The sequence below is a fragment of the Vibrio sp. 10N.222.49.C9 genome (genome assembly GCF_041474985.1).
GTDB classification, from domain to species: Bacteria; Pseudomonadota; Gammaproteobacteria; order Enterobacterales; family Vibrionaceae; genus Vibrio; species Vibrio crassostreae_C.
Window position 1 is genome coordinate 16,409 of sequence record NZ_JBFRVD010000068.1, and the last position, 26,504, is coordinate 42,912.

At 43.7% G+C, this 26,504-nt stretch carries 21 protein-coding genes; 14 read left to right on the forward strand and 7 right to left on the reverse strand.

Features of this window, described 5'->3' with window-relative positions; translation table 11 throughout:
• The first annotated feature begins 60 nt into the window (after positions 1-60).
• Entirely contained in the window at positions 61-384 is a 324-nt protein-coding gene (gene fdxA, locus AB4585_RS21480; protein ID WP_065584753.1) for a ferredoxin FdxA, read from the forward strand.
• Positions 385-481: 97 nt separating this feature from the next.
• On the opposite strand, the gene AB4585_RS21485 is transcribed toward fdxA, so the two are convergent.
• Both AB4585_RS21485 and AB4585_RS21490 read right to left on the reverse strand, forming a co-directional pair.
• Complete coding sequence (locus AB4585_RS21485) at positions 482-1,216, reverse strand: RNA methyltransferase (protein ID WP_017067486.1); 735 nt, start codon at positions 1,214-1,216, stop codon at positions 482-484.
• A 175-nt stretch (positions 1,217-1,391) separates the two neighbouring features.
• Entirely contained in the window at positions 1,392-2,444 is a 1,053-nt protein-coding gene (locus AB4585_RS21490) for an aldo/keto reductase (RefSeq protein ID WP_372170856.1), read from the reverse strand.
• A gap of 868 nt (positions 2,445-3,312) precedes the next feature.
• Between AB4585_RS21490 and pepT the strand changes: the two genes are divergently transcribed.
• The 3 genes from pepT (at position 3,313) to AB4585_RS21505 (ending at position 6,052) form a co-directional block, all read left to right on the forward strand.
• Positions 3,313-4,545 carry a peptidase T gene (pepT, locus tag AB4585_RS21495; RefSeq protein WP_372170857.1) on the forward strand — a complete coding sequence of 411 codons (1,233 nt, stop codon included), beginning with the start codon at positions 3,313-3,315 and terminating at the stop codon, positions 4,543-4,545.
• 76 nt (positions 4,546-4,621) lie between these two features.
• Positions 4,622-5,089, forward strand: coding sequence for a DM13 domain-containing protein (locus AB4585_RS21500; RefSeq protein ID WP_017064357.1), 468 nt, complete (start codon positions 4,622-4,624; stop codon positions 5,087-5,089).
• Between the two features lie 120 nt (positions 5,090-5,209).
• Entirely contained in the window at positions 5,210-6,052 is an 843-nt protein-coding gene (locus AB4585_RS21505) for a mechanosensitive ion channel family protein (protein WP_372133027.1), read from the forward strand.
• 86 nt (positions 6,053-6,138) lie between these two features.
• Here AB4585_RS21505 and AB4585_RS21510 read toward each other — a convergent pair whose 3' ends face one another.
• Positions 6,139-6,582: a dCMP deaminase family protein gene (locus tag AB4585_RS21510; RefSeq protein ID WP_017059490.1), complete on the reverse strand. Its 444-nt coding sequence runs from the start codon at positions 6,580-6,582 to the stop codon at positions 6,139-6,141.
• A 259-nt stretch (positions 6,583-6,841) separates the two neighbouring features.
• Here AB4585_RS21510 and AB4585_RS21515 point away from each other — a divergent pair, with 259 nt between their 5' ends.
• The 3 genes from AB4585_RS21515 to AB4585_RS21525 all read left to right on the forward strand — a co-directional run bounded on the left by AB4585_RS21515 (position 6,842) and on the right by AB4585_RS21525 (position 12,163).
• Entirely contained in the window at positions 6,842-7,978 is a 1,137-nt protein-coding gene (locus AB4585_RS21515) for an efflux RND transporter periplasmic adaptor subunit (protein ID WP_372170860.1), read from the forward strand.
• A gap of 11 nt (positions 7,979-7,989) precedes the next feature.
• Complete coding sequence (locus AB4585_RS21520; protein WP_372170825.1) at positions 7,990-11,142, forward strand: efflux RND transporter permease subunit; 3,153 nt, start codon at positions 7,990-7,992, stop codon at positions 11,140-11,142.
• A 334-nt stretch (positions 11,143-11,476) separates the two neighbouring features.
• On the forward strand, positions 11,477-12,163 hold the full coding sequence (locus AB4585_RS21525; protein WP_017059493.1) for a MaoC family dehydratase: 687 nt from the start codon (positions 11,477-11,479) through the stop codon (positions 12,161-12,163).
• Between the two features lie 75 nt (positions 12,164-12,238).
• Here the strand turns inward: AB4585_RS21525 and AB4585_RS21530 are convergent, their stop codons facing one another.
• Positions 12,239-13,054 carry a phosphate ABC transporter substrate-binding protein gene (locus AB4585_RS21530; RefSeq protein WP_017064361.1) on the reverse strand — a complete coding sequence of 272 codons (816 nt, stop codon included), beginning with the start codon at positions 13,052-13,054 and terminating at the stop codon, positions 12,239-12,241.
• A 253-nt stretch (positions 13,055-13,307) separates the two neighbouring features.
• Here AB4585_RS21530 and AB4585_RS21535 point away from each other — a divergent pair, with 253 nt between their 5' ends.
• Positions 13,308-13,670: a DUF3024 domain-containing protein gene (locus AB4585_RS21535; RefSeq protein ID WP_017059495.1), complete on the forward strand. Its 363-nt coding sequence runs from the start codon at positions 13,308-13,310 to the stop codon at positions 13,668-13,670.
• A gap of 184 nt (positions 13,671-13,854) precedes the next feature.
• Here AB4585_RS21535 and AB4585_RS21540 read toward each other — a convergent pair whose 3' ends face one another.
• Both AB4585_RS21540 and rnb read right to left on the reverse strand, forming a co-directional pair.
• A complete protein-coding gene (locus AB4585_RS21540) occupies positions 13,855-14,685 on the reverse strand; it encodes an AraC family transcriptional regulator (RefSeq protein ID WP_017059496.1) in 831 nt (276 codons plus the stop codon).
• A gap of 188 nt (positions 14,686-14,873) precedes the next feature.
• Positions 14,874-16,880 carry an exoribonuclease II gene (gene rnb / locus AB4585_RS21545; protein ID WP_017059497.1) on the reverse strand — a complete coding sequence of 669 codons (2,007 nt, stop codon included), beginning with the start codon at positions 16,878-16,880 and terminating at the stop codon, positions 14,874-14,876.
• A gap of 309 nt (positions 16,881-17,189) precedes the next feature.
• Here rnb and AB4585_RS21550 point away from each other — a divergent pair, with 309 nt between their 5' ends.
• The 6 genes from AB4585_RS21550 to AB4585_RS21575 all read left to right on the forward strand — a co-directional run bounded on the left by AB4585_RS21550 (position 17,190) and on the right by AB4585_RS21575 (position 25,019).
• Positions 17,190-19,259, forward strand: a complete 2,070-nt coding sequence (locus AB4585_RS21550) for a DEAD/DEAH box helicase (protein WP_080582207.1) — start codon at positions 17,190-17,192, stop codon at positions 19,257-19,259.
• 743 nt (positions 19,260-20,002) lie between these two features.
• Entirely contained in the window at positions 20,003-21,196 is a 1,194-nt protein-coding gene (locus AB4585_RS21555) for an acetate/propionate family kinase (RefSeq protein ID WP_372170862.1), read from the forward strand.
• 173 nt (positions 21,197-21,369) lie between these two features.
• Entirely contained in the window at positions 21,370-23,184 is a 1,815-nt protein-coding gene (locus AB4585_RS21560; protein ID WP_372170863.1) for a recombinase family protein, read from the forward strand.
• 165 nt (positions 23,185-23,349) lie between these two features.
• Positions 23,350-23,736 carry a hypothetical protein gene (locus AB4585_RS21565; RefSeq protein ID WP_108194603.1) on the forward strand — a complete coding sequence of 129 codons (387 nt, stop codon included), beginning with the start codon at positions 23,350-23,352 and terminating at the stop codon, positions 23,734-23,736.
• A 15-nt stretch (positions 23,737-23,751) separates the two neighbouring features.
• Positions 23,752-24,198 (forward strand): hypothetical protein, encoded by a 447-nt coding sequence (locus AB4585_RS21570; protein ID WP_372170865.1) that lies wholly within the window; start codon positions 23,752-23,754, stop codon positions 24,196-24,198.
• Complete coding sequence (locus tag AB4585_RS21575; RefSeq protein ID WP_372170867.1) at positions 24,195-25,019, forward strand: ADP-ribosylglycohydrolase family protein; 825 nt, start codon at positions 24,195-24,197, stop codon at positions 25,017-25,019. Before AB4585_RS21570 ends, AB4585_RS21575 begins: the two co-directional genes overlap by 4 nt.
• A 291-nt stretch (positions 25,020-25,310) precedes the next feature.
• Here AB4585_RS21575 and AB4585_RS21580 read toward each other — a convergent pair.
• Positions 25,311-26,504 (reverse strand): relaxase/mobilization nuclease domain-containing protein (locus tag AB4585_RS21580; protein ID WP_372170869.1); only part of this gene is annotated, 1,194 nt, incomplete at its 5' end.

Sequence of the window (26,504 nt, forward strand, 5' to 3'; positions counted from 1 at the left end):
GCTTTGGGATGAGTATTATCCCCATTCTTCAATTTTGACTAACTTATAGAGCAGAGCATCATGGCATTTGTCGTAGGCGATAATTGTATTCAATGTAAATACACAGACTGTGTGGCAGTGTGCCCCGCAGATGCGTTCCATGAAGGCCCAAATTTCATGGTAATCAACCCAATCGAATGTATTGATTGTGGCTTGTGTGTACCTGAATGTGATGCTCAAGCAATCTTCCAAGAAGACGAACTGCCAGAAGATCAAAAGATCTTCATCGAAGTGAACGCAGAGCTCGCTGAGATTTGGCCTGTGCAAACGGAAGTAAAAGCACCAATGGATGACGCTGAAAAGTGGAATGGTGTGTGTGATAAGTTGGCAATGCTAGAAAAGTAATTGTTGAAAAGAACTCAAATAAAAAGGCGTACTGATTTAATCAATACGCCTTTTTTAATATCTGAACACTGTCGACTGGATCGCTAGCTTATGAGACCTAGCTATGCTGACGACGCATGTTGTCGAGAATGATGCCAGTCGCCATTGCGACGTTCAAAGACTCCGCGCCGCCGAATGCTGGAATCGTAATCTTATCAGTCACGTATTTAGCCGCGTGTTCACGGATGCCGTGAGACTCACTGCCCATCAATAAAATGCCGTTAGCAGTAAACTCAGTCTTATGAACACTTTCGCCTTCTAAGAAAGCACCGTAAACCGGTAGGTTCGCTTGCTCTAAGTAAGCTGGTAAGTCTGTTTGGCTTACGTGTACGCGGCCAAAGCTGCCCATAGTCGCGCTGATCGTTTTAGGGTTGTATGGGTCTGCGCAATCGCTGCTCGCAACGATATGCTTGATGCCGTACCAGTCTGCTACGCGAATAATCGTACCTAGGTTGCCAGGGTCTGAAACGCCATCAAGCGCAATCATCAGTCCTGTTGCTTCTGGTAGTTCAAACGTTGGGATCTCAACAACCGCAATCGCTGCGTTGTTACTGACCAAAGTGCTCGCTTTGGTTAGATCATCCAGCGAGGCTTCAACACAATCAAACTCAATCAGTGAAGCATGATTTTCAGATAAGAAATCAGCGGTAGCAAAGACATTCTTCACCACTAAGTCACTATTGAACAGCTCAAGAACGTTCTTTTCACCTTGAACTAGAAACAGGCCGTGGGCTTTACGTTGTTTCTTTTGACCCAAAGCACGAAGGAGTTTTAATTGGTTTTTTGAAATCATGTTTTTATCCTAGATATAAGCCCGCGCATTATAGAGCAAAGGTTAGCGAACCAAAAGCGTGATAGCTCAATGCGATCCATATAAAAAGCAAAAGCGATCCACTTAAAAAAGAAAAGCGCACTAAATAGCGCGCTCTTATGGGATTTACTTACTTAAGTTAAGCTGAACTGACAGCCTAATACGGAGCAGGGTAGCGCTTAAAGACTGTGTTGATATCAGTCAGGATCTCTTCTGATAACGGTTTACTGAAAGCGGCTACGTTCTCTTTTAGCTGCTCCATGGTCGTTGCACCAATGATAGTGGACGTCACCCCATCAACTTGATTACACCAAGCCAATGCCAGTTGGCTTGGAGTGAACCCGTGAGCATTCGCCACTTCAACATAGCCTTTAACCGCTTCATTGGCAGATTCAGTGTCACGGAAAATGCCTTTACGTTGCATGTAAGTCCAACGGCTGCCTTCCGGTCTTGCGCCATCAATGTACTTTCCACTCAACATGCCTGCAGCTAAAGGTGACCATGGCAGGTAAGCTACATCTTCATGCACACAGTTCTCAATCAGATATGGCCAGTCTTTTGCGTGCAACAAGCTAAATTCATTCTGAATCGAAACCATACGTGGCAAATCGTGTTTCTCGCTCAGCTTGAGGTATGTGTTAATGCCCCAAGTAGAATCATCTGAAAGCCCGACATGGCGAATTTTCCCCGCCTTAATGCAGCTTGCCAGTGCTTGTAGGATTTCCAACATCTCAGCTTCATGCTGCTTTCGGTCAATATCACTGAATCGAATGTGATTCGGGAAATGCTTACCAAAGTGAGGCGTTGTACGATTTGGCCAATGAAGTTGGTAAAGGTCGATATAGTCTGTTTGTAGGCGTTTTAATGATGCGTCAACGGCTGCGATCACCGCTTCACTCGTTATCGGGCCGCCATCTCGAACCCAAGGAAGCCCTGGCCCGGCAATTTTGCTCGCAATGATCAACTCTTGTCGACGCTGTGGGTTACGCGATAACCAGTTACCAATGATCGCTTCTGTTTTTCCGTAGGTATCTGGAGAAGGTGGAACCGCGTACATCTCTGCAGTATCGATAAAGTTAATACCTTGGCTTAATGCGTATTCGATCTGTTGGTCGGCTTGCTGCTGCGTATTTTGTAGCCCCCAAGTCATGCTGCCAAGACAGATACGGGAAACGGGAATTTGACTACTTCCTAGCTTTGAATATTCCATTGAATTCGGGGTTCCTGTGGTTAGGTTCTCTGGTACTCGCATTATAGTTTTGAAAAGAGGGCGAGTGAGGAATGAAAACGAATATGAATTATTAGCACAAAATGACACGACAAGGTATGGCATCGGGGAGTTTAGTGAGTCATTTCTCAGCGCTGCAAGCTAGTGTGTGCAATGCGTGAAAATACATTCGCGAGAAACTATGAGCCAATTGGTGATCGAGAAGTGAAGAACAACAAGCAATGAGCGAAGGTTTAATGTTCAGCTTGTTTGGGAGTGGGGGAGAGGAGAACAGATCAAAAATAAAAAAAAGCTCTACCGGATAGAGCGTAGAGCTTTTTTATAGGGGTCTTAATAGTGCTAGGTATTCATTGAGTTACGAGGTCGCGTTTGTGTCTAATCCACCCTGGATCTGCGCCTGTCTTAGAGCTTCCTGCCTTTGAACTTCTTTCTCAGTTAATACTGGTCGAAGCGTTTCCTCAGAGGCTTGAGGAGAGAAAATGAAATATTTATTAATCGTCATAACTGTGTCTCCGTGTAACGTATGACAGATTCTGCATCAAGGATAAATTGTGATCATCATCCACTTTGTACTTTTGTTAGGCTGAGAGCGGAGGGCGTAGAATGCGTACAAAGCGATCTCTTATCATCCGTATGCAATGTTGAACTGACGAAACCCTCTGTTTTCAAGTATAGGAAGCGCATCTAATTTCGCACAATAATGATTTAGAGCAATTACATACATGGTCAGGGGCGTAAGATGAAAACCCTCGCTACTGACTCTGTGCTCGTATTTATTTAACGATGTATCACTTATCGACATAATAATTAAGTCAGTAAATCAATTACTTAATCCATGGTGAGATGAATTATGGAAAAGCTTGTAGAACGTTTTCTGAATTACGTTACTTTTGATACCAAATCCGATCCTTCTAATCAGCAATGCCCAAGTTCACCGGGTCAAATTACCTTTGCTGAAGCCTTAAAGTTAGAATTGGTGGCATTAGACTTAGTTGATGTGTCTTTAGATGACAATGGATACTTGATGGCGAAACTGCCGTCGAATGTCGATTACGATGTGCCTGCGATTGGCTTTGTGGCGCACATGGATACCGCTCCTGACGCATCAGGCGCCAACGTGAAACCACAAGTGATTAAAGATTACCGAGGTGGAACGATTGAATTAGGGGAAAGTGGCGAGAGTTTGAACCCAAGCCAGTATCCAGATCTTGATTCTTTACATGGTCACGACCTGATTACGACTGACGGCACAACTCTGCTTGGTGCCGACAACAAAGCGGGCATCGCTGAAATCATCAGTGCAATTGCTTACCTGAAAGCGAATCCAGACATCAAACACGGCGACATCTGCATTGGTTTCACGCCGGATGAAGAGATTGGTCGCGGTGCGAACCTGTTTGACGTTGAAAAATTTGGCGCCGAGTGGGCGTACACCATCGATGGTGGCCCAGTAGGGGAGTTGGAATTTGAGAACTTCAATGCCACGAGCGCCGATGTTATCTGTCATGGCGTGAACGTTCACCCGGGCACCGCAAAAGATAAAATGGTGAACTCGATGAACATTGCAGCGCAATTCCAATTGATGATGCCTGCGCAAGAAACACCAGAGTGCACAGAAGGTTATGAAGGCTTCTACCACCTGAAATCGGCGGAAATGGGTGTGGCTCGCTCTGAACTGGGATACATCATCCGTGATTTTGAACGTGAGGGTGTAGAAGCACGTAAGGCATTCATGCAACAGAAAGTCGATGAGCTGAATGAGCGCCTTGAGAAAGGCCGTGTTGAGCTGGTGCTAACCGATAGCTACTTCAACATGAAAGAGATGGTTGAACCGCATCAACATATTATTGAATTAGCGAAGCAAGCGATGATCGAGTGCGATGTTGAGCCAATGATCAAACCGATCCGAGGCGGTACAGACGGCGCTCGCTTATCTTTCATGGGGCTACCATGTCCGAATATCTTCACTGGCGGCTATAACTTCCACGGTATTCATGAGTTCATTACCATTCAAGGCATGGAGCAAGCGGTAAAAGTGATTGTTGAACTGTCACAACGTACAGCAACGCATTACCAAAAATAGAACATCAGAGCGTTATATCTCTTTGTATTTTTGAGAGTATTCAATAATACTCTCTTTAAGCATAAGGGAGTACGCGATGAAAAAGTTAGTTTTACTTTGCACCCACTTAGCCGTGGGTGCTGTTGGTTTTGGGCTAGGTGTTTACGCATTGCCTATCTTGATTGAGCCTGATTCTCCTTCCTCAAGTTCTGTTGAAGCGATCAGTGAGCAGGCTATCTACACGGGCGAGTTCACTAAAGATCGACAAGACAGTGACTTCTTGCACTGGGGAGAAGGCATCGTCTCAGTATCCGAAAGTGCGATCGCTTTTGAAGGTGAATTGGCGCCGGGACCTGATTACAAGGTTTATCTCTCGCCTAAGTTCATTGAAACCGAACACGCTTTCAATGACAGCAAGAACGAGTTATTGAGAGTCGGAGATGTGAAAACATTCGACCGCTTTATGGTTGAGCTTCCCGAAGGTACTGATCTTAATCGATTTAATACGGTTGTGATTTGGTGTGAAACTTTTGGCCAATTTATTACTTCTGCCAAGATAAAATGATAGCCTTACCAATAGCTGATTTAGGCACGTAAAAAAGCGCTCTATTTTTGAGCGCTTTTTCATAGCGAAGTCTCCGCTAATCGTTGTAAAGCTCGTCGTTGTAATGCTAAGGAATAAGTAATGGAAAAAGTGTGGCAAGTAATTGATTTTCTACTCGCTCATAAGTTTATTTTTAGTGCGTTGATTATCACTATTATTTTAATCATTCGCCGAATCACCTTATCTCAAATAAGAGGTGATGTTGCTTTCCTTAGTGAAGACCAACGTAACTGGATGTCACGAACCAAAAACGGCACATTCGCGATTATTGTTGTGACGTTATTTGTGCTGTGGAAATCCGAAATCAGCGAGTTTGCGCTATCTGTCACGGCCATTGCTGTTGCGATAGTAGTGGCTTCAAAAGAGATCATTTTGTGTTTCACCGGTTCTATTCAGCGTGCGAGTTCTCGTTCATTTAGAATCGGCGACTGGATCGAAGTGGGTAAAATCAGCGGTGAAGTGATTGAGCACAATCTGATGGCGACCGTGATTCAAGAAATCGATTTGTATCATGGGCAATATCACTTCACTGGCAAGACAGCCACGCTGCCTAATAGCATGTTCTTCACTTATCCGGTTAAGAACCTCAACTTCATGAAGCGTTATGTTTATCATAACTTTTTTGTGACGGTGAAAGACTTTGTAAACCTATACCCTATGGTGCCGGGTCTTATTGTGAAAATTGAAGAGCATTGCGAAGAGTTTATCGATGTTGCTCGCCGTTACAACGGTGTGATCGAAAAGCACGCTGGTGTTGACCTTCCGGGTTCTGAGCCTCACATCCATATCACAAGCAGTTCGACAGGTGAGCAAGAAGTCCATTTTATGATTTTCTGTCCAACCGAGAAGGCGGTTCATCTAGAGCAAGAGATTCGTAAAGATTTCATGGAAGCATACGCTGAAGCATTTCCTGTCAGTGCTTAATCCTGCAGTCCGCTGAGCCCCAAACAAAAGAAAGCCGAGAGCGATAATATCGACTCTCGCCTTTTTTGTTCTAACTATCTGTTCGTTTAATCTAGGTCAGCCAGTGGCAACCAATCGACTTTTACGCCTGCTTGTTCAAACATATCTTGGCTCACTTTGATTTTGTCTCCCCAGCGAGAAAGAAAGTCTTCACTTTGCTCTGGGCAGTGAACCGCAGAAATACCGGTTTGGATGATTTTCGCTGCGCAGTTTGGGCAAGGGAAGTGAGTCACCCAGATTTCACAGCTGTCCAAATCACGCTTGGCGAATAAGATCGCATTTTCTTCAGCGTGAAGTGTCTTGAGGTACTTCATCTCTCTGTCATCAGTATCCGCACTATCAGACACGCCATGTGGGTAGCCATTAAAACCAACAGAAACAATGCGGTTGTGCTTAGTGATTACGGCGCCGACTTGAGTTGAAGGATCTTTACTCCAAGAACCGACCAATTCCGCCATTTGATAGAAACGTTTAGCCCATTTTGAAATCATGAGAATTCCTTAACAATTAAATGTGAATGCTTATCTGTCTGACAATACATTATGTTAGACAATATCCATAGAGAACAAAAGCTGAGAGATTGATTTACTTAGGAATTGTAGCGTGTTTGTAATCACTTTATAAGCACTTGGTTTCAATTAACATATTGATACACTTTGGCCAGTTATAATTGATATTCCTCGGACAATGGTAACAGAGGTGTTACGTAAATTTTATGCTGTTCAAATACTAATAAGTGACGGTATAACCATGCGTAAAAAGTTGATCCTTACTGCTCTTGCAAGCTCTCTTATTCTTGCTGGGTGTGGGCAAGATGCTCAAAATGCCAAGCAAGCACCTTTACCTCTCGTAGCTGTACAGGATGTTAGCGTTGTTTCTCACCAGCAAAGTAAGTCGTATATCGGTCGTATAGAAGCCGTTGAAGACACGGCTATTACAGCGCAGGTTTCTGGCTACCTACAAAGCCGTCATTTTAATGAAGGCCAAATGGTTGAAAAGGGTCAATTGCTTTATTCGATTGAACCTTCTTCGTTTGAAGCCGAAGTAGCAAGCGCAAAAGCGTCTGTTGCTCAAGCGAACGCGAACCTTAAAAAAGCTGAGCTTGATTTTAATCGTGGTAAAAACCTACTTCCGAAAGGCAGTATCTCTCAATCTGAATTTGATGCATTAACCGCAAACTTGTTAGGTTCTCAAGCACAGCTTGAAGCAAGCCAAGCACAGCTTAATGCTGCGAATGTTCAGCTTTCTCATACCAAAATCATCGCGCCTTTCTCTGGCCGTATTAGCGATACCAAAGTGAGCACGGGTGATCTGGTTTCGCCGTCTTCAGGTGTACTGACGACTTTGGTTAGCCTAGACCCAATCCATGCATCGTTCAGCATCAGTGAGCGTGAGCGTATTGAGTTAGGTATGGACCGAATTGAAGGTGACGGCAGCAGCGATTCTGCAGGTGTTGAAGTTCAGATCATGCTTGAGAACGGTGAAGCGTTCGAACATCTAGGTCAGCTTGACTTCTTGGGCAACCGTATCAACCTTAATACTGGTACGATCGCGATGCGTGCGATTGCTGATAACCCGAATCAGCAACTACTTCCAGGCCAACACGTTCGCGTTGATCTGCGTGAGAAGCAATCTATTGATGTCGTAACCATTCCTCGCCGCGCGGTTCAAACCGACCTTGAAGGCGACTTTGTTATGGTGTTAGTTGAAGGCGAAGCTGCTCCTGTGGCTGAGCGTAGAAACATCGAAATGGGTCGTCAGGTTGAAGGTGGTGTGATTGTTCATTCCGGTCTGGAGAAGAATGACACAGTGATCACTCAAGGCTTACAGCGTGTTCGCAATGGTATGTCTGTTCGCATTCAAGCTTCTGCTGAACAAGCTGAGTAAGGGGCGTAGTTATGTTGAGTCGTTTCTTTATTCAAAGGCCTAAGTTTGCCCTTGTAATATCCATAATCTTAACGCTGGCGGGTGCGATTTCTCTCGCTATCTTGCCAGTGGCGGAATATCCAAAAATCAGCCCGCCTTCTGTAAGTGTTACCGCATTCTACACAGGTGCAAGTGCTGAAGTAGTAGAACAGGCGATAGCCGACCCCATAGAAACGTCGGTTAACGGCGTTGAAGATATGATCTACATGTCTTCTAAAAGCGCTAACGATGGTTCATACAACCTTAATGTGACCTTTGATGTTGGTACTGACCCAGATATGGCTCAGGTCAACGTTCAGAACCGAGTTGCTCAAATCGAATCGAAGCTTCCGCAAGAAGTTCGAATGGTGGGTGTCACCGTTAAAAAGCGTTCACCAGACCTTTTGATGGTATTGAACTTCTATTCGCCAAACGGTGAGTACGACGATCAATTCTTGATCAACTACCTTAACCTAAACATTAAAGACCAACTGGCTCGTGTGAAGGGCATCAGTGAAGTTAACGTGTTGGGTGGTGGTGAATACGCGATGCGTGTTTGGTTAGATCCTGAGAAAATGGCTAACCTCAATATCACCACTTCAGACGTGAATCGCGCGTTGGCAGAGCAGAACGTTCAAGTTGCTGCAGGCCGTATTGGTGCTGCACCTTATAACAACGCACAAGAAGTGCAGTTCAACTTGGTAACAAAAGGTCGATTAGAAACAGCTGATGAGTTTGAAAATGTTGTTCTTCGTGCAACTCAAGACGGTTCAACGGTTTACTTAAAAGACATTGCACGTGTTGAGCTTGGTAAAAAGTTCTACGACGGTAATGGTAAATACCGTGGTCAAGATGCGTCGATCGTAACGCTGTCACTTCAATCAGACGCTAACGCGCTGGAAAGTGGCAAAGCTGTGATGGCGATGCTGGAAAACTTAAGCAAGAACTTCCCAGAAGGCGTGGCGTATGAAGCAAGTTACGACACTACACTGTTTGTTGCTGAGTCGATCAAAGGGGTAGTAAAGACCTTAATCGAAGCCATCTTGCTGGTTATTGCGGTAACGTACCTGTTCTTGGGTAGTGCGCGTGCAACCTTGATTCCTGTAGTTGCGATTCCGGTATCTTTGATTGGTACGTTTGCCATCATGCAGATGACGGGTTTCACCATCAACACGGTAACCCTGTTTGGTTTGATACTAGCGATTGGTATCGTAGTAGATGATGCGATCTTGGTTATCGAGAACGTTGATACCACAATGGCTAAAGACCCAACCATTTCACCGCGTAAAGCCACGCTTATTGCGATGAAAGAAGTAACGGGGCCGATCATTACGTCGACCTTGGTTCTACTTGCGGTATTCATCCCTGTTGCAATGCTTCCTGGTATTACTGGCATCATGTACCGTCAGTTCGCTCTGACTATCTGTATCGCGGTTGTTATCTCTTCAATTAACGCATTAACGCTATCACCTGCATTGTGTTCACTGGTTCTTAAGCAGGGTGGTGGTAACACGGCGCGTTGGTACCAAGCATTTAACCGTGGTCTAGAGTCTGTTACTAACAAATACGGTCAAGTGGCTGGCTTCTTAGTTAAGAAAGGCGTTCTGCTGTTCACTTTCTTCTTTGTGGCTTTGGCGGCTGTGACTTATTTTGCGAAGACAACGTCTACGGCGTTTGTACCTCAAGAAGATAAAGGCATTTTGCTGGTTAACGTTCAGCTTCCTGACGCGGCATCCTTGTCTCGAACCGAAGAAGTGACTAAGCAGCTGCTTGAAATGGTTGAACAAGAGCCGGGTGTTGATGGCGTAACACTGGTTAACGGCTACGCATTTATGACGGGCGCTTCTGCGTCGAATGGTGCGTCAATGTTCATCAAGCTTCACGATTGGGACATGCGTAATGCACTGGATGGTCAACACTCTGCTCAGGCTATCTCACAGCGTATTAATGGTCGTGCTGCGACTGAACTTCCTCAAGCTGTCGTGTTTGCGATGGGGCCTCCAGCAGTACCGGGTATGGGTGCAGCGTCTGGTTTTGAATTCGTTCTTGAAGATACATTAGGTCGTAGCCGAACTGATCTAGCGATGGTGATGAATGACGTGATAGCTGAGGCGAGCAAACAGCCTGAGATTTCACACACATTCAGTACTTTCCGTGCGAACGTACCTCACTACTATGTCGATATTGACCGTGAGAAAGCGCAGCAATTAGGTATTCCGTTGTCGGAAATTTTCCAAACACTACAAGGTAACCTTGGTTCGTTGTACGTGAACGACTTCACCATGTTTGGTAAGAACTTCCGCGTAACCATGCAAGCTGACAGTGAACACCGTAGCAGCATGGACGACCTACAACGATTCCACGTTCGTTCGTCTAATGGCGAGATGATCCCGTTAAGCACATTGGTGACTTACGATCAGATCTTCGAACCAGATGTAGCATGGCGTTACAACATGTACCGCAGTGCCGTGATTCAAGGTCAACCTGCAGAAGGTTACTCAAGTGGTGATGCGATTGCGGCAATGGAACGCGTAGCTGCAGAAGTATTGCCTCAGGGGTATCAGTACGAATGGACAGGCATGGCTTACCAAGAAGTACTAGCAGGTAACCAAGCGATCTTTGCTTTCGCACTGGCTCTGATCTTCATCTACCTGTTTATGGTGGCTCAATACGAGAGTTGGACAATTCCGATTGCGATTATCCTCGTGGTACCTGTCGCAACCTTAGGCTCCTTCTTGGCATTGAATCTAACGGGCACTCCGCTGAACCTTTATGCACAAATAGGTTTGGTTCTCTTGATAGCCTTGGCCGCGAAGAACGCAATCTTGATTGTGGAATTCGCAAAGGTAGAGCGTGAAGAGAAAGACGCACCGATTGAAGATGCAGCGGTGAAGGGCGGTACACTGCGTTTCCGTGCTGTGAACATGACGTCTTGGTCGTTCATCTTAGGTATCTTCCCGCTTATCTTCGCTGCGGGCGCAGGTCACGTGAGTCAGAACTCTCTGGGTATTTCACTGATCGGCGGCCTGTTATGTGTATTACTGGCGGGTACGTTCCTAATCCCTGGCTTCTACGCATTCGTGCAACGTAAGCGTGAGAAAGCACACGGTGGTAATACCAAGCTGGTTCCGCTTGATGACGAATAGGGGATTGAGTGTCTTGTAAGATTCGTCTCTTACAAGACCAACCCTCGGAAAACTAATTCCTTGTAAAAACTAAGGTTTAGCATTGCGCTAAGCCTTTTTTTATTCCACTTATGAATAAAAACGCCTTTTATATAAACAAATGTTTGTCATGTGATAGAGCTAACACTCTAATTTGGGTTTTGTAATAAAATGATGTTTTATTGGTAAGTATATGTTTAATATGATTTTAACAAGGTTCAGCTAACGGTTGTATGCTCGAAAACATTTGCACAATAGTGTGAAGTGTTTCAAAATTACGAAGTTATATTGAAATTTTTTGTGCATTGAGGTTCTTATGAAAGTCATTGATTTATTTAAACACCGAGGCGATAGCATGTCTTCGCAACACTCAGAGTTTATGCAATGGATGTCTCCAGCTCTTAGAGATTACTGGGGCGACTTTCTTAATCGTACGCAAAATAGCCATTTCTTTGCGTGGGTTCGTGATCACCACAAACCTGCTGTCAATGAAGATGCACCAGAGATGCCGGTGGAACAGCCGATCGTACTTAAGCCTGAAGCACAACTTGTGTTTGATGAGCTTAATCAGCAGATCGGTGAAGTCATCCATACTGGCGACTGGATCAATGTAAGTCAAGACCGTATTAACCAGTTCGGCCTTGTTACTGAAGATATGCAGTGGATTCACACTGAACCTGAAAAAGCGGAAACAGATTCTCCGTTCAAAACAACCATCGCACATGGTTTTTTAACTTTATCTCTGCTTCCTCGATTGACTGACAGTGTTGACCCTGACAAGTCTCAATTCCCAACAGCGAAGATGGTCGTAAACATTGGTCTTAACCAAGTACGTTTCCCATACCCTGTTAAATCGGGCAGTAACGTTCGTGCTAAAAGTACGCTAACAAAAGTAACGCCAATTAAGAAAGGCCTAGAGATTGAACGCGAAATCCGCGTAGAAATCGAAGGTATTCGTCGTCCTGGCGCTGTGATCGTTTCAGTGATTCAACTTCACTTCTAAACGAACCATATAGATTCCAAAAAAAGAGAGAGCTTAATGCTCTCTCTTTTTTTTCATAAGATAAAACTCACTCACTTATTTAATGCGAGTGTAGCCGTACTCTTCGATAAGGTCTTGCCCTTGCTTTGACTTCACGAACTTGATGAAGTCTTTGCTCTCGTCAGAAACTGAGTCTGTCTTGTGCAGCAACAAGAATGGGCGAGCCAATTCATAGCTGTGGTTAGCAATGTTCTTAGATGTTGGCTCTACGCCTTCAAATGTAATTGCTTTAATCGAACGGTCGATTGAACCAACAGAGATAAAACCAATCGCGTGTGGGTTATGGTTAACAATCGTTTTAACCATGCTGTTGCTGTTTACAACCAAGTTATTTGGGTTGATGTCAGACACTAGACGGTCATTAATGATCTTCGTTAAACCAAGCAAGCTTTCGAAGCTATAGCGTGAGCCAGAAGACGCTTCGCGAGTGACAACTGCGATAGGCTGATCTGCGCCACCCACAGCTTTCCAGTTCGTGATTTTGCCTTTGTAGATATCGAACAGCTGCTCACGTGTAACGTTGCTTACAGCGTTTGAGCGGTTAGTTACTACAGCTAGGCCGTCAAAGGCAATTGGAAATACCTTCAACTTCTCGTCTTGTTCGCGGTCGGTTAAATAACGCGAGCTCATACCGATGTCAGAGACACCTTTATTAACCATGGTAATACCTGCTGTAGAACCAATGCCCTGAACCGCAATATAGTTATCAGGGTGAGTCTTGTTGTACTCCTCAGCTAATACATCCATCACTCGTGATACTGAAGTGGAGCCCGAAATAGTGGTTTCTTGTGCTAAAGCAGCATGAGAAGACAGGGCTAAGGATAAAAGAGAGGCAAGCGCGACTCGTAACATAAACAACTCCTAGTTAATAACATTTGTCGCATATGATAGGTCGGTTATATGACACTTTTGTGAAATTCCATACTCTCGATGTATAGCTGTTCGCTTGATGAGTCGTAGCTTTCTGGGTTTCCGAAAGCAAGATTCGTTTCTGGGAGCAGGGCCGGTATTTTGATTACGCTTGTTCGCTAAAATGTTTGTTGAGTCCTAAGCTAAGTAGAGGAATTCACTACTTAGAAGTTTCTATGAAGTTACAAGGGGTGTTATGTCCGTCATTCATATCGAGCTGAATCGTCTTTTAATTGGGGCCGAGAGGCTCTGTACATCTCGAAATCGAAGTTTACCTGTCGAGCTAGGCAAATCCCTATATGAAGAGTGTGAGGGTGGTGTGCTGTTTTCTCAGGCGCATTATCTACTCGACTCATCTCACAGTGATTATACAAACGAGATCGTCTGCGTGACTTTTGATGAGTCGCTGTCTTGTTGGTTAGTGATGGTGCCGCTTGAAGGGGATGTCGAAACCGACTCTGTGAATTGGGGGCCGTATCCGTACCTTCCTAAATCGAAGGATCTTGATGCTATTTTGGCGGAAATAGAAAAAGACCCTAAATCGTACTTCTGGTCATAGTCACTCTGTTTTCACGTTTGCTGGTGGCCTGCTCGCAAAGCTGAATCAATGAGTATCAAAACTCAACCACTGAATCCCAAAGCCAAATCATCTCATCCCACACCCAAGTGGCTTAATATTGAAGCCACTTGGTTTACACCAGTTCCCAACTAAGACGTCCACATCAATCTATCGCTTTGTTTCTTTAAACTTGCGGCTTTACGCTCTGCAGTTGTGCTTGTGCCACTAGCGATCGGAAGTCTTTTGGTGTTTTTCCGTGATACGTTTTAAAGGCCGTGCTGAAGTGAGCGGCACTTTTAAAGCCTGACTCATACGCGATTTGAGTGATCGACTTATCCGATGCTCTTAGCTGAGTGGCTGCATGAGCAATACGTTTTATCTTTAATAAGTTTGAGAACGACAGATCTTCAGCCGATAAGCGACGTTTAAGCGTAGCCGGTGACATTCCCATGTAACTGGCGAGCGTATCCAAAGAGATATTGTTTTCAATGTTTTGCTCGATGTAATGAATGACTCTTTGGGTCACGGTTAACCTTGAAGCTCGAGCAATAATAGCCAATAGAGCTGGGTACTGTTCCACCATCAAAGACAGCAAACTTAAGCCTAATTGAGTGAGTGCGTAGTCATTCTGAGAAGAAGAGTTGGCCAGTGACATGATGAGATCTTTCAACTGACAGAGCTCAGTATCCGTTTGATTGAACTTAATGTACTTGTCTGGGATTCGAGCGGACTCTAAATCGCTGAACTGATTAATGAACTTTTGAAAGATAGCCAAATCAAAATCTAAGCAGGTTGCGCTGAATTCGCCATTTTCAGTGTTAACCGTGATGTCTTTAATCTGACCAGAATTGTAAAGGGTGAAATCTCCCGCTTGCAACGAGGCTTGAGTACCATTGGGCAACACAAAAGAAATGCTGCCTTTCGACACTATAAAGATACCGTTTTTAGAGGCAGGATAACGTTCTCGTCTCCTGGGAATGAAGTTTCTGAACTGAGTAACTGTGATTGATGACATAGTGAGCTTCTTTGACGTTGTAAATTGATTGCTTATTGATTGTTTTTTTTAAGTATTGTTTAAGCATGAGACATTTACAAAAAAGGCGCTAATAATTAGCGCCTTTAGAAGTGAACCTTTGAAGCTTTTGACCTTGATAGCTTTGACCTTGAAAGCCGAAACCTTGAAAGCTGTAGCTGTTAACGCCTTTAAGCTTCGGTTTCGTTTGTCGTTTCAGGCTCGCTAGGCAAGTCCGCAAATACTTGAGTAGGTTTTGCTACTAAGTTACGGTTTTCCTGATTAACTTCAGAGAGAACTACTTCTAAAACGTCTCCCAGTTTGTATACCATTTCTTTATCGATAGATACAGTACCCATATCACCGTTGCACTCTATTCTTTCTTTATTATTAAGAATGAGAGATCCAGGGATAAATGCAGCAGCACCATTTTCAAGTAAACGTACACGCATACCTGCACGGTTAATATCGAAAATCTCAGCTTGGAAACGAGTTTCTTCTGCTGGAGCATTGGCTAGAGTGCGAGCATACAACCAATCGCCAACATTACGCTCAGCCATGCCGTGGTGACGGCGGTGCAGGGCAAGTTCATCACCGATAGTTTCATCTGGTGTTTGAATTGGCGCTTTACCTAAGATGTGTGCTTTAAGCATACGGTGGTTAATCATGTCGCCATATTTACGAATTGGAGAAGTCCAAGTTGCGTAAATATCTAATCCCATCGCGTAGTGCGGTGCAGGCTCATTGCTGATCTCGCTATACGCTTGGAATTTACGAATACGGTTGTCGTAGTAGCTGTTATCTAAAGAACCTAACCAACGACGTAGAGTAGCAAAACCTTCTAGAGAAATGATTTGCTCTTCAGTGAACGGCGTTTCCGCTTGCGGGTTTACCAGTTCAAGAACGTCGGAGATTTTCTCAGCCTTGAAACCAGAATGGCAGTTAAACACACCTTGGTTGAAGCTCTCTTTTAGTACTCGGCCCGCACAGATGTTCGCGCTGATCATTGATTCTTCAACCAGCTTGTTTGCGCTACGACGCATGTCAGCGTGGATAGCGACAACATCGTTATCTTCGCTCAGTTCAAAGCGGTAGTCAGGGCGATCTGGGAACACAACAGCGTTTGCTGAGCGCCATGCTGAACGTGCTTGAGCAAATTGGTGAAGATCAGAAACAATTGCAGCAATCTCTTCTGATGGTTGCCATTTCTCTGATGCACCTGTTTCTAGCCAGTCTGATACGTTGTCGTAAGCAAGACGAGCATGAGATTTGATGTTTGCAGCGAAGAAGTTAATGTCATCACCGATAACGCCATCTTTAGATACCGTTACTGTGCAGCAAAGTGCAGGACGAACTTCGTTCTCGATCAGTGAACATAGGTTGTCAGCAAGATCACGAGGCAACATTGGGATGTTGCGACCAGGAAGGTAGATAGTGAAACCGCGCTCGCGTGCCACTTTATCCATCGCATCATCTGGAGAGATGTAAGCCGTTGGATCAGCAATTGCGATAGTCAGTTCAAAATCACCGTTCTCTTTCTTCTTCGCGTAAAGCGCGTCATCCATATCTTTTGTGCTTTCGCCATCGATAGTCACAAAAGGGACGTGCGTCATGTCTACACGTTCAAGATCGGCGTCATCGTTGATTAGCCAGTTGTCGATGCCTTCAGGCTCGCTGTTTGGTAGATCGTTTTGTGCCAGCGTTACCCACCAAGGTGCAATCTTGTCGTCAGCGTCTGTGATTTTCTCAGAGATCTGAGCCAAGAAACCATTGTCACCTTTTAATGGGTGTTGAACGATATGAGCAACAACCCAGTCACCTTCTTTAAGCGTTTCAGGGTTTAGACCCTTCATTGCTTTCGCTTTAAGTTGCAGTTTTTTGAGCTGCGGGTGATCAGGAACAACGTTCAATCGGCCTTTGAAAAGCTTAACTCGTGCAATAAAGCGAGTAAGACCTTGTTCAACCAATTCCTCAGGCTCTGCTACTTCGCGCTCTTTCTCTGTGCGAATGATGGCAATCACCTTGTCACCGTGCACACATTTCTTCATGTACGGAGGCGGGATAAAGAAGCTTGTTTTGCTATCAACTTCGAGAAAACCAAAACCTTTTTCAGTGGCTTTGATGGTACCTTCCTTTTTAGGGAGGGTTTCTTGGATTTGCTGCTTGAGCTGAGCGAGTAGAGGATTATCTTGAAACATTTTGACTTTTATCTATCGAGGACAATTGAGCACACTATAATCATTGCGAGGCTTGATTACTACTTAAAGGCGAAGTGAGCGTTAATTAATTGCCCTCTTATTTAACTAGGTCAATTTGCTAGGAGATGGGTGCTGTGACGAGATATTCATCAAGTTTTGACGATATGATAACCAGTATTGATGTAAAAGCGAAAAATATGTGATGTATTTCAATTTTTTCTGGATTTTTTTATGCATTTAGGGAATAATCCGCCTCCCTTAGACGTCCCTAATGGCTTGAAGTGTTTTATTACTGCTTCGTAACTCTGAATGGAATCAGTATCTGATTGGATCAGTATTGGAATTGATAGAGCTCCCGGGACCTTTTGTTTACTTATATATAGTGGGATCCCAATGTCCGAATCTGTAATTCAATTTAATGAATTAGCCCTAAACGATAACATTCTTTCAGCTCTTGATAGCATGGGTTTCGTTTCTCCGACTCCAATCCAAGCAGCAGCTATTCCTCTTCTTCTTGAAGGCCGTGACGCACTAGGTAAAGCACAGACTGGTACTGGTAAAACAGCAGCATTCTCTCTGCCTTTACTTAACAAAATCAACCTGAACCAACACAAACCACAAGCAATCATCATGGCTCCTACTCGTGAGCTAGCGATTCAAGTTGCTGCGGAAATCAAAAACCTTGGCCGTGATATCAAAGGTCTTAAAGTTATTGAAATCTACGGTGGTGCTTCAATTGTTGACCAAATGCGTGCTCTAAGCCGCGGTGCTCACATTGTTGTTGGTACTCCAGGTCGTGTTAAAGACTTACTAACTCGTGACCGTCTACACCTAGATGAAGCACACACATTTGTTCTTGATGAAGCAGATGAAATGCTGAAAATGGGCTTCGTAGATGACGTTACTTGGATCCTAGAGCAAGCTCCAGAATCTGCACAACGTGTACTTTTCTCTGCAACTATGCCTCCAATGGTTAAGACTATTGTTGACCGTTACCTACGTAACCCGGCTAAAGTTGACGTTGCTGGTACTAACCACACAGTTGATAAAGTAGCGCAGAACTTCTGGGTTGTTAAAGGCGTAGAAAAAGACGAAGCAATGTCTCGTCTTCTAGAAACTGAAGAAACTGACGCGTCAATCGTATTCGTACGTACTCGTCAAGACACTGAGCGTCTAGCTGATTGGCTATCTGCACGTGGCTTCAAAGCTGCTGCACTGCACGGTGATATTCCTCAGTCTCTACGTGAGCGTACTGTTGATCACATCAAACAAGGTGTTATCGACATCCTAGTTGCAACTGACGTTGTAGCTCGTGGTCTTGATGTTCCACGTATCACTCACGTATTCAACTACGACATCCCATTCGATGTTGAATCTTACATCCACCGTATTGGTCGTACTGGCCGTGCTGGACGTAAAGGTAAAGCGATCCTACTAGTTCGCACTAACCAAATTCGCATGCTTCGCACAATCGAGCGTGTAACTAAGTCTCAAATGGAAGAAATCCAACTTCCTCTACGTGACCAAGTTGCTGCTGCACGTGTTGCTAAGCTTGGCGCTGAACTTGAAACTGAGAAAGAAAGCAAAGCACTAGAAAACTTTGCAGGTCTTATCTCTACTCTTCAAGAGTCTCTAGAAGTTGATGCTGCTACTCTAGCTGCAATGCTTCTTAAGCGTCAGCAAGGTAAGAGCCCACTATTCTACGTTGGCGAAGACCCAATGATCGCTGCTATTGAGCGTGATAAGAACCGTCGCAAAGAGCGTCGTGAAGATCGTGACAACGGCCGTGACGGTGGTGGTCGCAACTTCAATACTCAAGATTGGGATACTTACCAACTACAAGTTGGCCGTGAGCAAGGCGTTCAGGTTAAAGACATCGTTGGCGCACTAGCAAACGAACTTGGCCTAACTAAAGGTTCTATCGGTGCTATCAAGCTAGACCAAGGTTCTACTTACGTTCAACTGCCAAAAGCAATGAACTCTGAAACTGCTGGTAAGCTAAGCAAACTTCGCATTCGTCAAAAAGAAGCTGGCGCTGTAGTTGTTGATTTCAATGACTTCCGTGAGCCTCGTCGTGGCGGCGGCGGTCGTGATGGCAACCGTGGTGGCAACCGTGGCGGTCGTGATGGTGGCGGCTACCGTGGTAACCGTGAAGGCGGCAACCGCGAAGGTGGTAACCGTGAAGGCGGTCGTGGTGGATACCGTGGCAACCGTGATGGTGCTCGCGATGGTAACTCTGCTGGCGGACGTGATGGCGAACGTCGTTTCGACCGTAACCGTGGTGGCGATCACCGTGGTAACTTCCGTGGCGAACGTGGCCATGGTAACGGCAATGGCGGTGGTAACCGTGGTCGTCGTCCAGAGCGCAACGAAGGTTAATCAACCTGTCGCTTAGACGCTTTAGGTCTAGACACTGAATTTAAAAGCCGAGCGTAATGCTCGGCTTTTTTGTGCCTGCTATTTGAACTTAAGCTTTGGTTGGCTCGATATTCGTAGCTAACTTACTTTAATCAAGCTTCGTTCCTGTAACTATGCTTCGTCCATGAAACTAAGCATCGCGCCTAGAACGAATGTTAGTGCCAAAACTTAGCTGTATCGCGTTCTAAGCCTATACCAAAAGAGCGTGCTACAAGATGCTAAAACAAAGAGTGAAGGCTATCTAAGCGTCGTTACAGTGCATCTATTCGTAGAGTTGTGCTCGAAGGCAATCAAAATAAGATCAGATCACTATTCTCAACTTCAGTGAGCTTTTTGATGCAAACACTGAGCAATTGAGAAATCGAGCAAAAAGTTATCGGTAATGATAAGCAGACGAAAGGGAAGGGTGGTTGTTTTTCAAGCGGATCACCTGCATTTGTTCGAGTCGCTTTAATTAACTGAATCAAGTTAAAAATAACGTGAGCACTCGTTTGCGTCACCTGTTCATTAATTTTCTTATTCAACTATTTTTTAATTCCGCTCTCGAAATAAATAATTTAATGACCAAGATCAACTTAATTGTGTTCATTTAGTGATTTTTTCAAAACAAAAGTTGAAAGATTCAAAAATTATTGAATAATGGACTTAACTAAAATTGAAGTAAACACTTCATCCAATTCGTACTGAAACAGGATCCATATCCAATGTCTAATTCGTTTGTTCTGGTTATTAACTCGGGTAGTTCATCCCTAAAATTTGCTGTAATCGATTCTGTTTCTGGTGAAGCAGTATTAAGTGGCCTAGGGGAGTGTTTTGGTCTTGAAGATGCTCGTATGAGCTGGAAATTCCAAGGCGAGAAAACTGAAATTGCCATTCAAGGTGAAGATAACCACCACAAAATTGCCATTGGCAAATTGGTTGGCCTGATGGAAGACCTAGGCTTCACGGCTGATATCGTGGCTATCGGTCACCGTATCGTTCACGGCGGTGAGAAGTTCACTCAAACGGTTCGCATTACTGAAGAAGTAACGAACGAAATTGAAAGCCTATCTGACCTAGCTCCACTTCATAACCCAGCAGGTGCTATCGGTATCCGTGCTGCAATTGAAGCTTTCCCTTCTCTACCTCAGTTCGCTGTATTTGATACTGCTTTCCACCAAACAATGCCTCAACGTGCATTCACTGGTGCAATCGCAAAAGAGCTATACACAGACTTCGGCGTACGTCGCTACGGTTTCCACGGCACTAGCCACTACTTCGTTAGCCGTGAAGCTGCGAAGATGGTTAACAAGCCAATCGAAAAATCGAGCTTCATCTCTGTTCACCTAGGTAACGGCGCATCTGTATGTGCTATTAAAGATGGTAACAGTGTTGATACTTCTATGGGCTTCACACCACTTTCAGGCCTAATGATGGGCACACGTTGTGGTGACCTAGACCCAGGCATCATCGAATACCTACTTAAGAAAGGCTGGTCACAAGAGCAAGTATTTAACTCTCTAAACAAGGAGTCTGGCTTCCTTGGCGTGTCTGGTCTTACGAGCGATGCTCGTGGCATCTTAGAAGCAATGGAAGAGGGCCACGAAGGCGCTAAGCTTGCGTTTGAGGTGTTTACTTACCGCGTAGCGAAATACGTTGCTTCTTACCTAGCAACGCTAGATTCTTTAGACGGTATCATCTTCACTGGTGGTATCGGTGAGAACTCTCTACCAATTCGTCGTGAGATCTTAAACAACCTTAAGATTCTAGGTTTCGTTGAAGATGTAGCAGGTAACGAATCTGCTCGCTTTGGTGCTGAAGGGATCATCGCTAAGTCTGAAATGTTAGACGCAGTAGCAATGGTTATCCCAACCAACGAAGAGTTGGTAATAGTACAGCAATCGTTAGAGTTACTGTAACGTATTAAAATCTATAACTAAGGGCTGAACCTCGTAAGGGGTTCAGCCCTTTTTTTGCCTAGGCTAGAACGTTTTAAGATAGGCTTATCTAAATAGGGATTAATTTGTAGTTAGTTTATAGCTATACGTAGTACAGTGTGTTTTTTGTTGTAATAGTATTGCATGGAGGCTACATGAAGTTTAGAACAGCATATATATACTCTCGCGTTAGTAAAGGAGCTCAAGCAAAAGGAGATGGTTTGAGAAGGCAAATTGAATCCGCTACGAACTTTATAAAGTCAACAAATGAGACCAATCGACGTAATGGTGGTTACACGTATCATATTGCAGATAGCCTTATTATTGATAAAGGGCTCTCTGCGTATAAAGGGCTAAATACAGAAGAGAATGCGGGATTAGGTGCTTTTTTAGAGGCATCACGAAAAGGAGAGATCGAGAAGGGGTCTTTACTCGTGGTTGAAGCAATAGATAGAATTAGTCGTTTGCCAGCAGATGATGCAAGAGAGATCTTCAGCAAGTTTAAAACTTATGGTGTAGATGTCGCTATAGTCAAATTTGGCATTATTATTCATCATAATGAGAGTACAAAACTTGAACATGATCTTTTGCTGACAGCAGCAATTCATTTAGCGCATTTAGAGAGTGACCAGAAATCAAAACGAATTAAGGCTAGGTTCGAATATAAGAGAGGTGAGGAAAAAAAAGGAGGTGAGAAACGGACATCAATTTGCCCTGCATGGATGAGGATATCTGATGATAAAAAGTCTTTTGAATTGATTCCAAATCATGAAGCAGTTTTGAAACGAATGATAGATATGAAGTTAAATGGTATTGGGTGCCTTCGTATAGCAAAATCACTAAATGAGGAAGGTATCTTAAACTTTTCTGGAAAAAAATGGCAAGTAAAGCTCGTTGAGAAGTATTTAAAAATGGAACAGTTGGTTGGCTCCTTTCAAAGAGTAGAGCATGTCCGTGATGAAGATGGGGTCATCAGAAAAAAACCATTAGGGGCACTAGAAAAACATTATTATCCGTCAATTATAGATGAAGCAACATTTTTACGGTTAAAAAAATCATTTAAGAGAGCTGGAGGTCGGCAAACTGGGGCCTATAAAAACCTATTTAGTAACTTGTTATACTGCCCAACATGCGGAACAGCGATGAGCTATTTTAAACCTAATCGTGGAAAAATTAAGATTCGTTGTAGAAAACAAATTGACAATCGAGGTTGTAATCAAAGAGCTCTCAATTACGAGGTTCTTGAAAAGCGTTTGATTGCTGCTCTTTCCGGGTTAGATTATGCAAAGATTAACAGTCAAAGCTTCGCGATGCTGGAAAAAGAGATTAGTTTATTAGAAGCTACTATTACTGATCTTGAAGAGCAACAAAAAGCAGTCGAAAGCGCTTTTCTTGATGAAGACGATGTAAGGATTCAAGTTGTCTTTAGAAGTAAAATAAAGGCCATTCTCGATAAAATAGATATGGAACGTAGTAGGTATGAGCAATTGATTGTTGTTAAACAGGACTATGATATGTCCGTTGTCAATGAATTAAAGCTTGAAAAACCAGAAGACCGAGAAAAGTATAATCAATTTGTTCGTAATTTCGTTAGCTATATTGTGGCTACCGATGATTTGGAAGATAGCCCTAGGTTTATCAGGGTGGTATTCAAAGCGCAATCAGTAGGAGAGGTTGATTTTGGCTTTAACGGTGAATTGGTAGAGAACGAAAATGCTGTTAGCGGATTATATACAAGAGAAGAAAATGTTAAAGATGTTAATGTGACAAGAACAATTTCTTTGTCAAAAGTCCTTACTTTTGATGAACAACTTAAGGAAATATTGGATGTAACGCCACCTTTAGCTCAAGATGTTCGCGAAAAAATTCGATACTACTTTGAGTTGCAGCAAGCAGTGAAAGCTAACCCCACCAAGTGGCTTAAGATCGCTAAAAATGCCCATCTTCCTTTAGCTGGAAGAGTAATTTAATACTTATATTATTTCGATTTATTAGTATGAAATGCCCCGTACCACACAATCAAGTTGACAGCAAGAGGATTTTGTGTTATTATTGCGCTCTTCCTTCTTAATCCGTTCATTAATCATATCTTCGCTGTATGGCGGGTAGTATTGTCTCATTGATTTGAGGTACACATGAATAAAGCTTCTTCTGCTAGATTATTTCAGCTCATTAAATATGCTGCTAATGATGAAGTCCTGACTCAATATTTGTTTGAATACAAATTAATTGAAATTTCTTTTTCGATAGGTTTACGCAACCTGATGGAGTCTAAAGGTATCTCTAAACAGCATATTGTTAAGTATCTGTCCTACACAACTTTGAATGGCCACATTGGATATCTAAAGCTTAAGGATAGAGTGCAGCAAGTACAGCTAGTCTTCGGGGTAGTCGAGGTATCAAGAGAGGATGCTTCTATCACAGGGTTTTCTATCTGCCTATGTTTGGATGAAGAGGAAAAGGAGTTCGGATTATTGTCAACTCATAGACAAGTGTGCGAGATCGATTCCCCCTTAACTTAGTTATAAGGAGTGCGATTGAACTTCATTACTGAACTAACTAGAACTAATTATTTCAAACAACGTCCCCGATCACTGCGGTTTTCAAGACAACAACAACTTCTTTTCTACATTAACAAACACATTTTATCGACTCTTGTTCATGCGAAAAACAAACAGGTTGCACGTTTAAGCGGTGCCAGCCTTACGGTTGAATTTCATCCAACATTTGAAAAGCTATCAACTAACGCTAAAGCGATTATCAAAGACTCCATCCACCAATCGATTGATATGCGGGAGCCTCAGCATACTTTTGATACGCTGAGAGTGGGGTTCGTTCCTTACTACAAATTATTGCTTTGTTGGCAGGTTGATTACCTATGTGATTCAAAGCCCGTGTCTGTGTTAGATATTCGCGGTGATGTATTGAGCAACATTGTGTTCAAAGTAACGCTCACACTGGATAGTACGGGAGAAAAATTATGATTGGAGGTGTAATCGGCGATATTGCGGGAAGCTGTTTTGAAGGCCAGAGAGGAGTTGAGCTAAAAACATATAACTTACCGATGAGCAAGATTTTTTCAGGTTGTGCAAGAGCAACGGATGATAGTGTATTACTAGCAGCGACGGCTCAAGCGATGCTTGATGAGAGTGATGATTTTTCTTTGTACTATAAACGATTTGCGCAACAACACCCTAGTGCGGGTTACGGTCCGGGGTTTTCGAGTTGGCTCAGAGGAGAGAATGCGGAATACCAATCGTTTGGCAATGGTGCAGCGGTAAGAGCTGGTGTCCTTGGTTATCTGACTAGCGAAAGTGACGTGTTACACATGGCGCGTAAATCGGCGGAAGTATCACATCAGCATGATGAGGGCGTAGCGGGTGCAGAATCGATGGCGTGGGTTATTTGGGCGGTCAGACAAGGCATATCAAAGGATGAAATCAGTCAGGAGTTATATCAACGTTGGAATTACTACGTTTCACCTGAACCGTCACATGATCTACTCGGAATTCGCATGAATGGAGGCTTTGATTCGTCAGCAGTTAATACCGTGCCAATTTCGATGTTCATCGCTTTATTTAGTGCGACCACTTTTGTGAAGGCAATTCGAAGCACGCACTATATCGGAGGTGATGTTGACACGATGGCCTCAATGGCTGGCTTGATAAAAGCTCAATATGAGACTATTCCACCCGAATGGGAAACACAAGCAAAGCGAATTTTGTGGAAAAAGACACCCAAAATTTTAGAGACTTTAGAGCAATTTGAAGCGAAATATGAGCAATTTCATTTATTGCCATTTTGAAATGATGAGGAGATTTAAGTATGCCGATATCACCTGGGTTATTGTTTTTTGTCATCTTGGGGCACTTTTTCTCGGAGTTTGCTAGCGATATAGCGGCTGGCTTAGTCAATGACATTTATTGGTCATGGCTTCGTTATGACTGGGTGAAGTCTCTATATTTTGAACTAAAAAGAAATACTATCATCAGCTATATCTTTTTTGGGAGTCCGTTTTTCATACTCGCTGTTTTGAGCGGTATACCACGCCACCGACGTTAATAGTCGATTGGCTCTGTATTTATCCATACGGAGGCTAGAATGAGTAACGTCGCATCCATTGTTGGTAGGAAGTGGAGCTTGAACAATGGTTCACTCCATTTTCACCATTAAACGTCTGATTTCGCCAGGACATTGTTTGCTTATCGACTTCTTGTTTCATCGCATCAAAGTTGTGATTGGATTTATAGACATGCTGATGAGGCGAGTAGTGGAGTAAATTTTGTTGGTACGTTAGAAGAGAGAGGTTGTCTAAGTACGCTCTAAACTCAATCGATTCATCGTCAAGCCCAAAAATCATTTTCATGAGTAGCAGCATATTAGCCACAGCAATCGCTTGTTCTTTTTGTCGACGAGATGTCATCAGCGTAAAATCCGCCCAAGCGCTATTGTTTCTCTTTCTGACGAATAAGGGGGCGTTTACTCTTTTTATGCATTCAACTTCTTTCTTTGACACTTTTACACTAAATTGTGCGTATAGCGGAGTGTCCTGAGAAAGCCCTAAAGCAAAATCGTCACGGCTCGGTTTGTAGCTCACGCCATTTTTCAGTAATGCTTGGAATGTTAACTGTGTTTTTTTAATTCGTGTACCGGATAGCCACAGCCCTTCTTTGTTCGAATATGAAAGACCTCTTATCTCGCATTCGTTGTTCAATGTTGCTTTCACTGCGATGTCTTTGCTGGCGAGCATACCCACAAACTGAGTCATGCTTCTAGGCGTTCCGTGCTGAGCGTATAGCAGCTTAATAGCAACGCGAATAGAATGGGCAGAGTCGGATTTTTGGGCTTGTATACGACCGCCAGCGGCCTTAATTTGAGGTTTTGTATAGTTGTGTCCAAAACCTTCATAGGGGTTGTCGACTTTTGTTAAGTTATAAGCTTGTTCAAAGTGACGCATGATAGGCCAACCTTTTTCATAGTCTTTGTAGGTTGAGACTAATGGTCCTCCTAATTCAAGCTTGACACGGGAGGCTAAAATATGGACATGTTCAATCTTATCACTATGTTTACATGCTATCCAATGGCATTTATCGTAGCCAAGCTTTGACATGTATTCTTGACAGACCTTTTCCCATTCTTGTGAGGAGAGGTGTTCGTTTGGCGCTAAACTGATGATAAAATGTTTGTAGAGTTTTTCACCTTTACCGGTGTGCAGTTCTTGGCTACTCTGAAAGGCCATAGACACCCCCTCTAGTTCATATGCTCCGTCTACCCCAGGGCGGGATCGCAC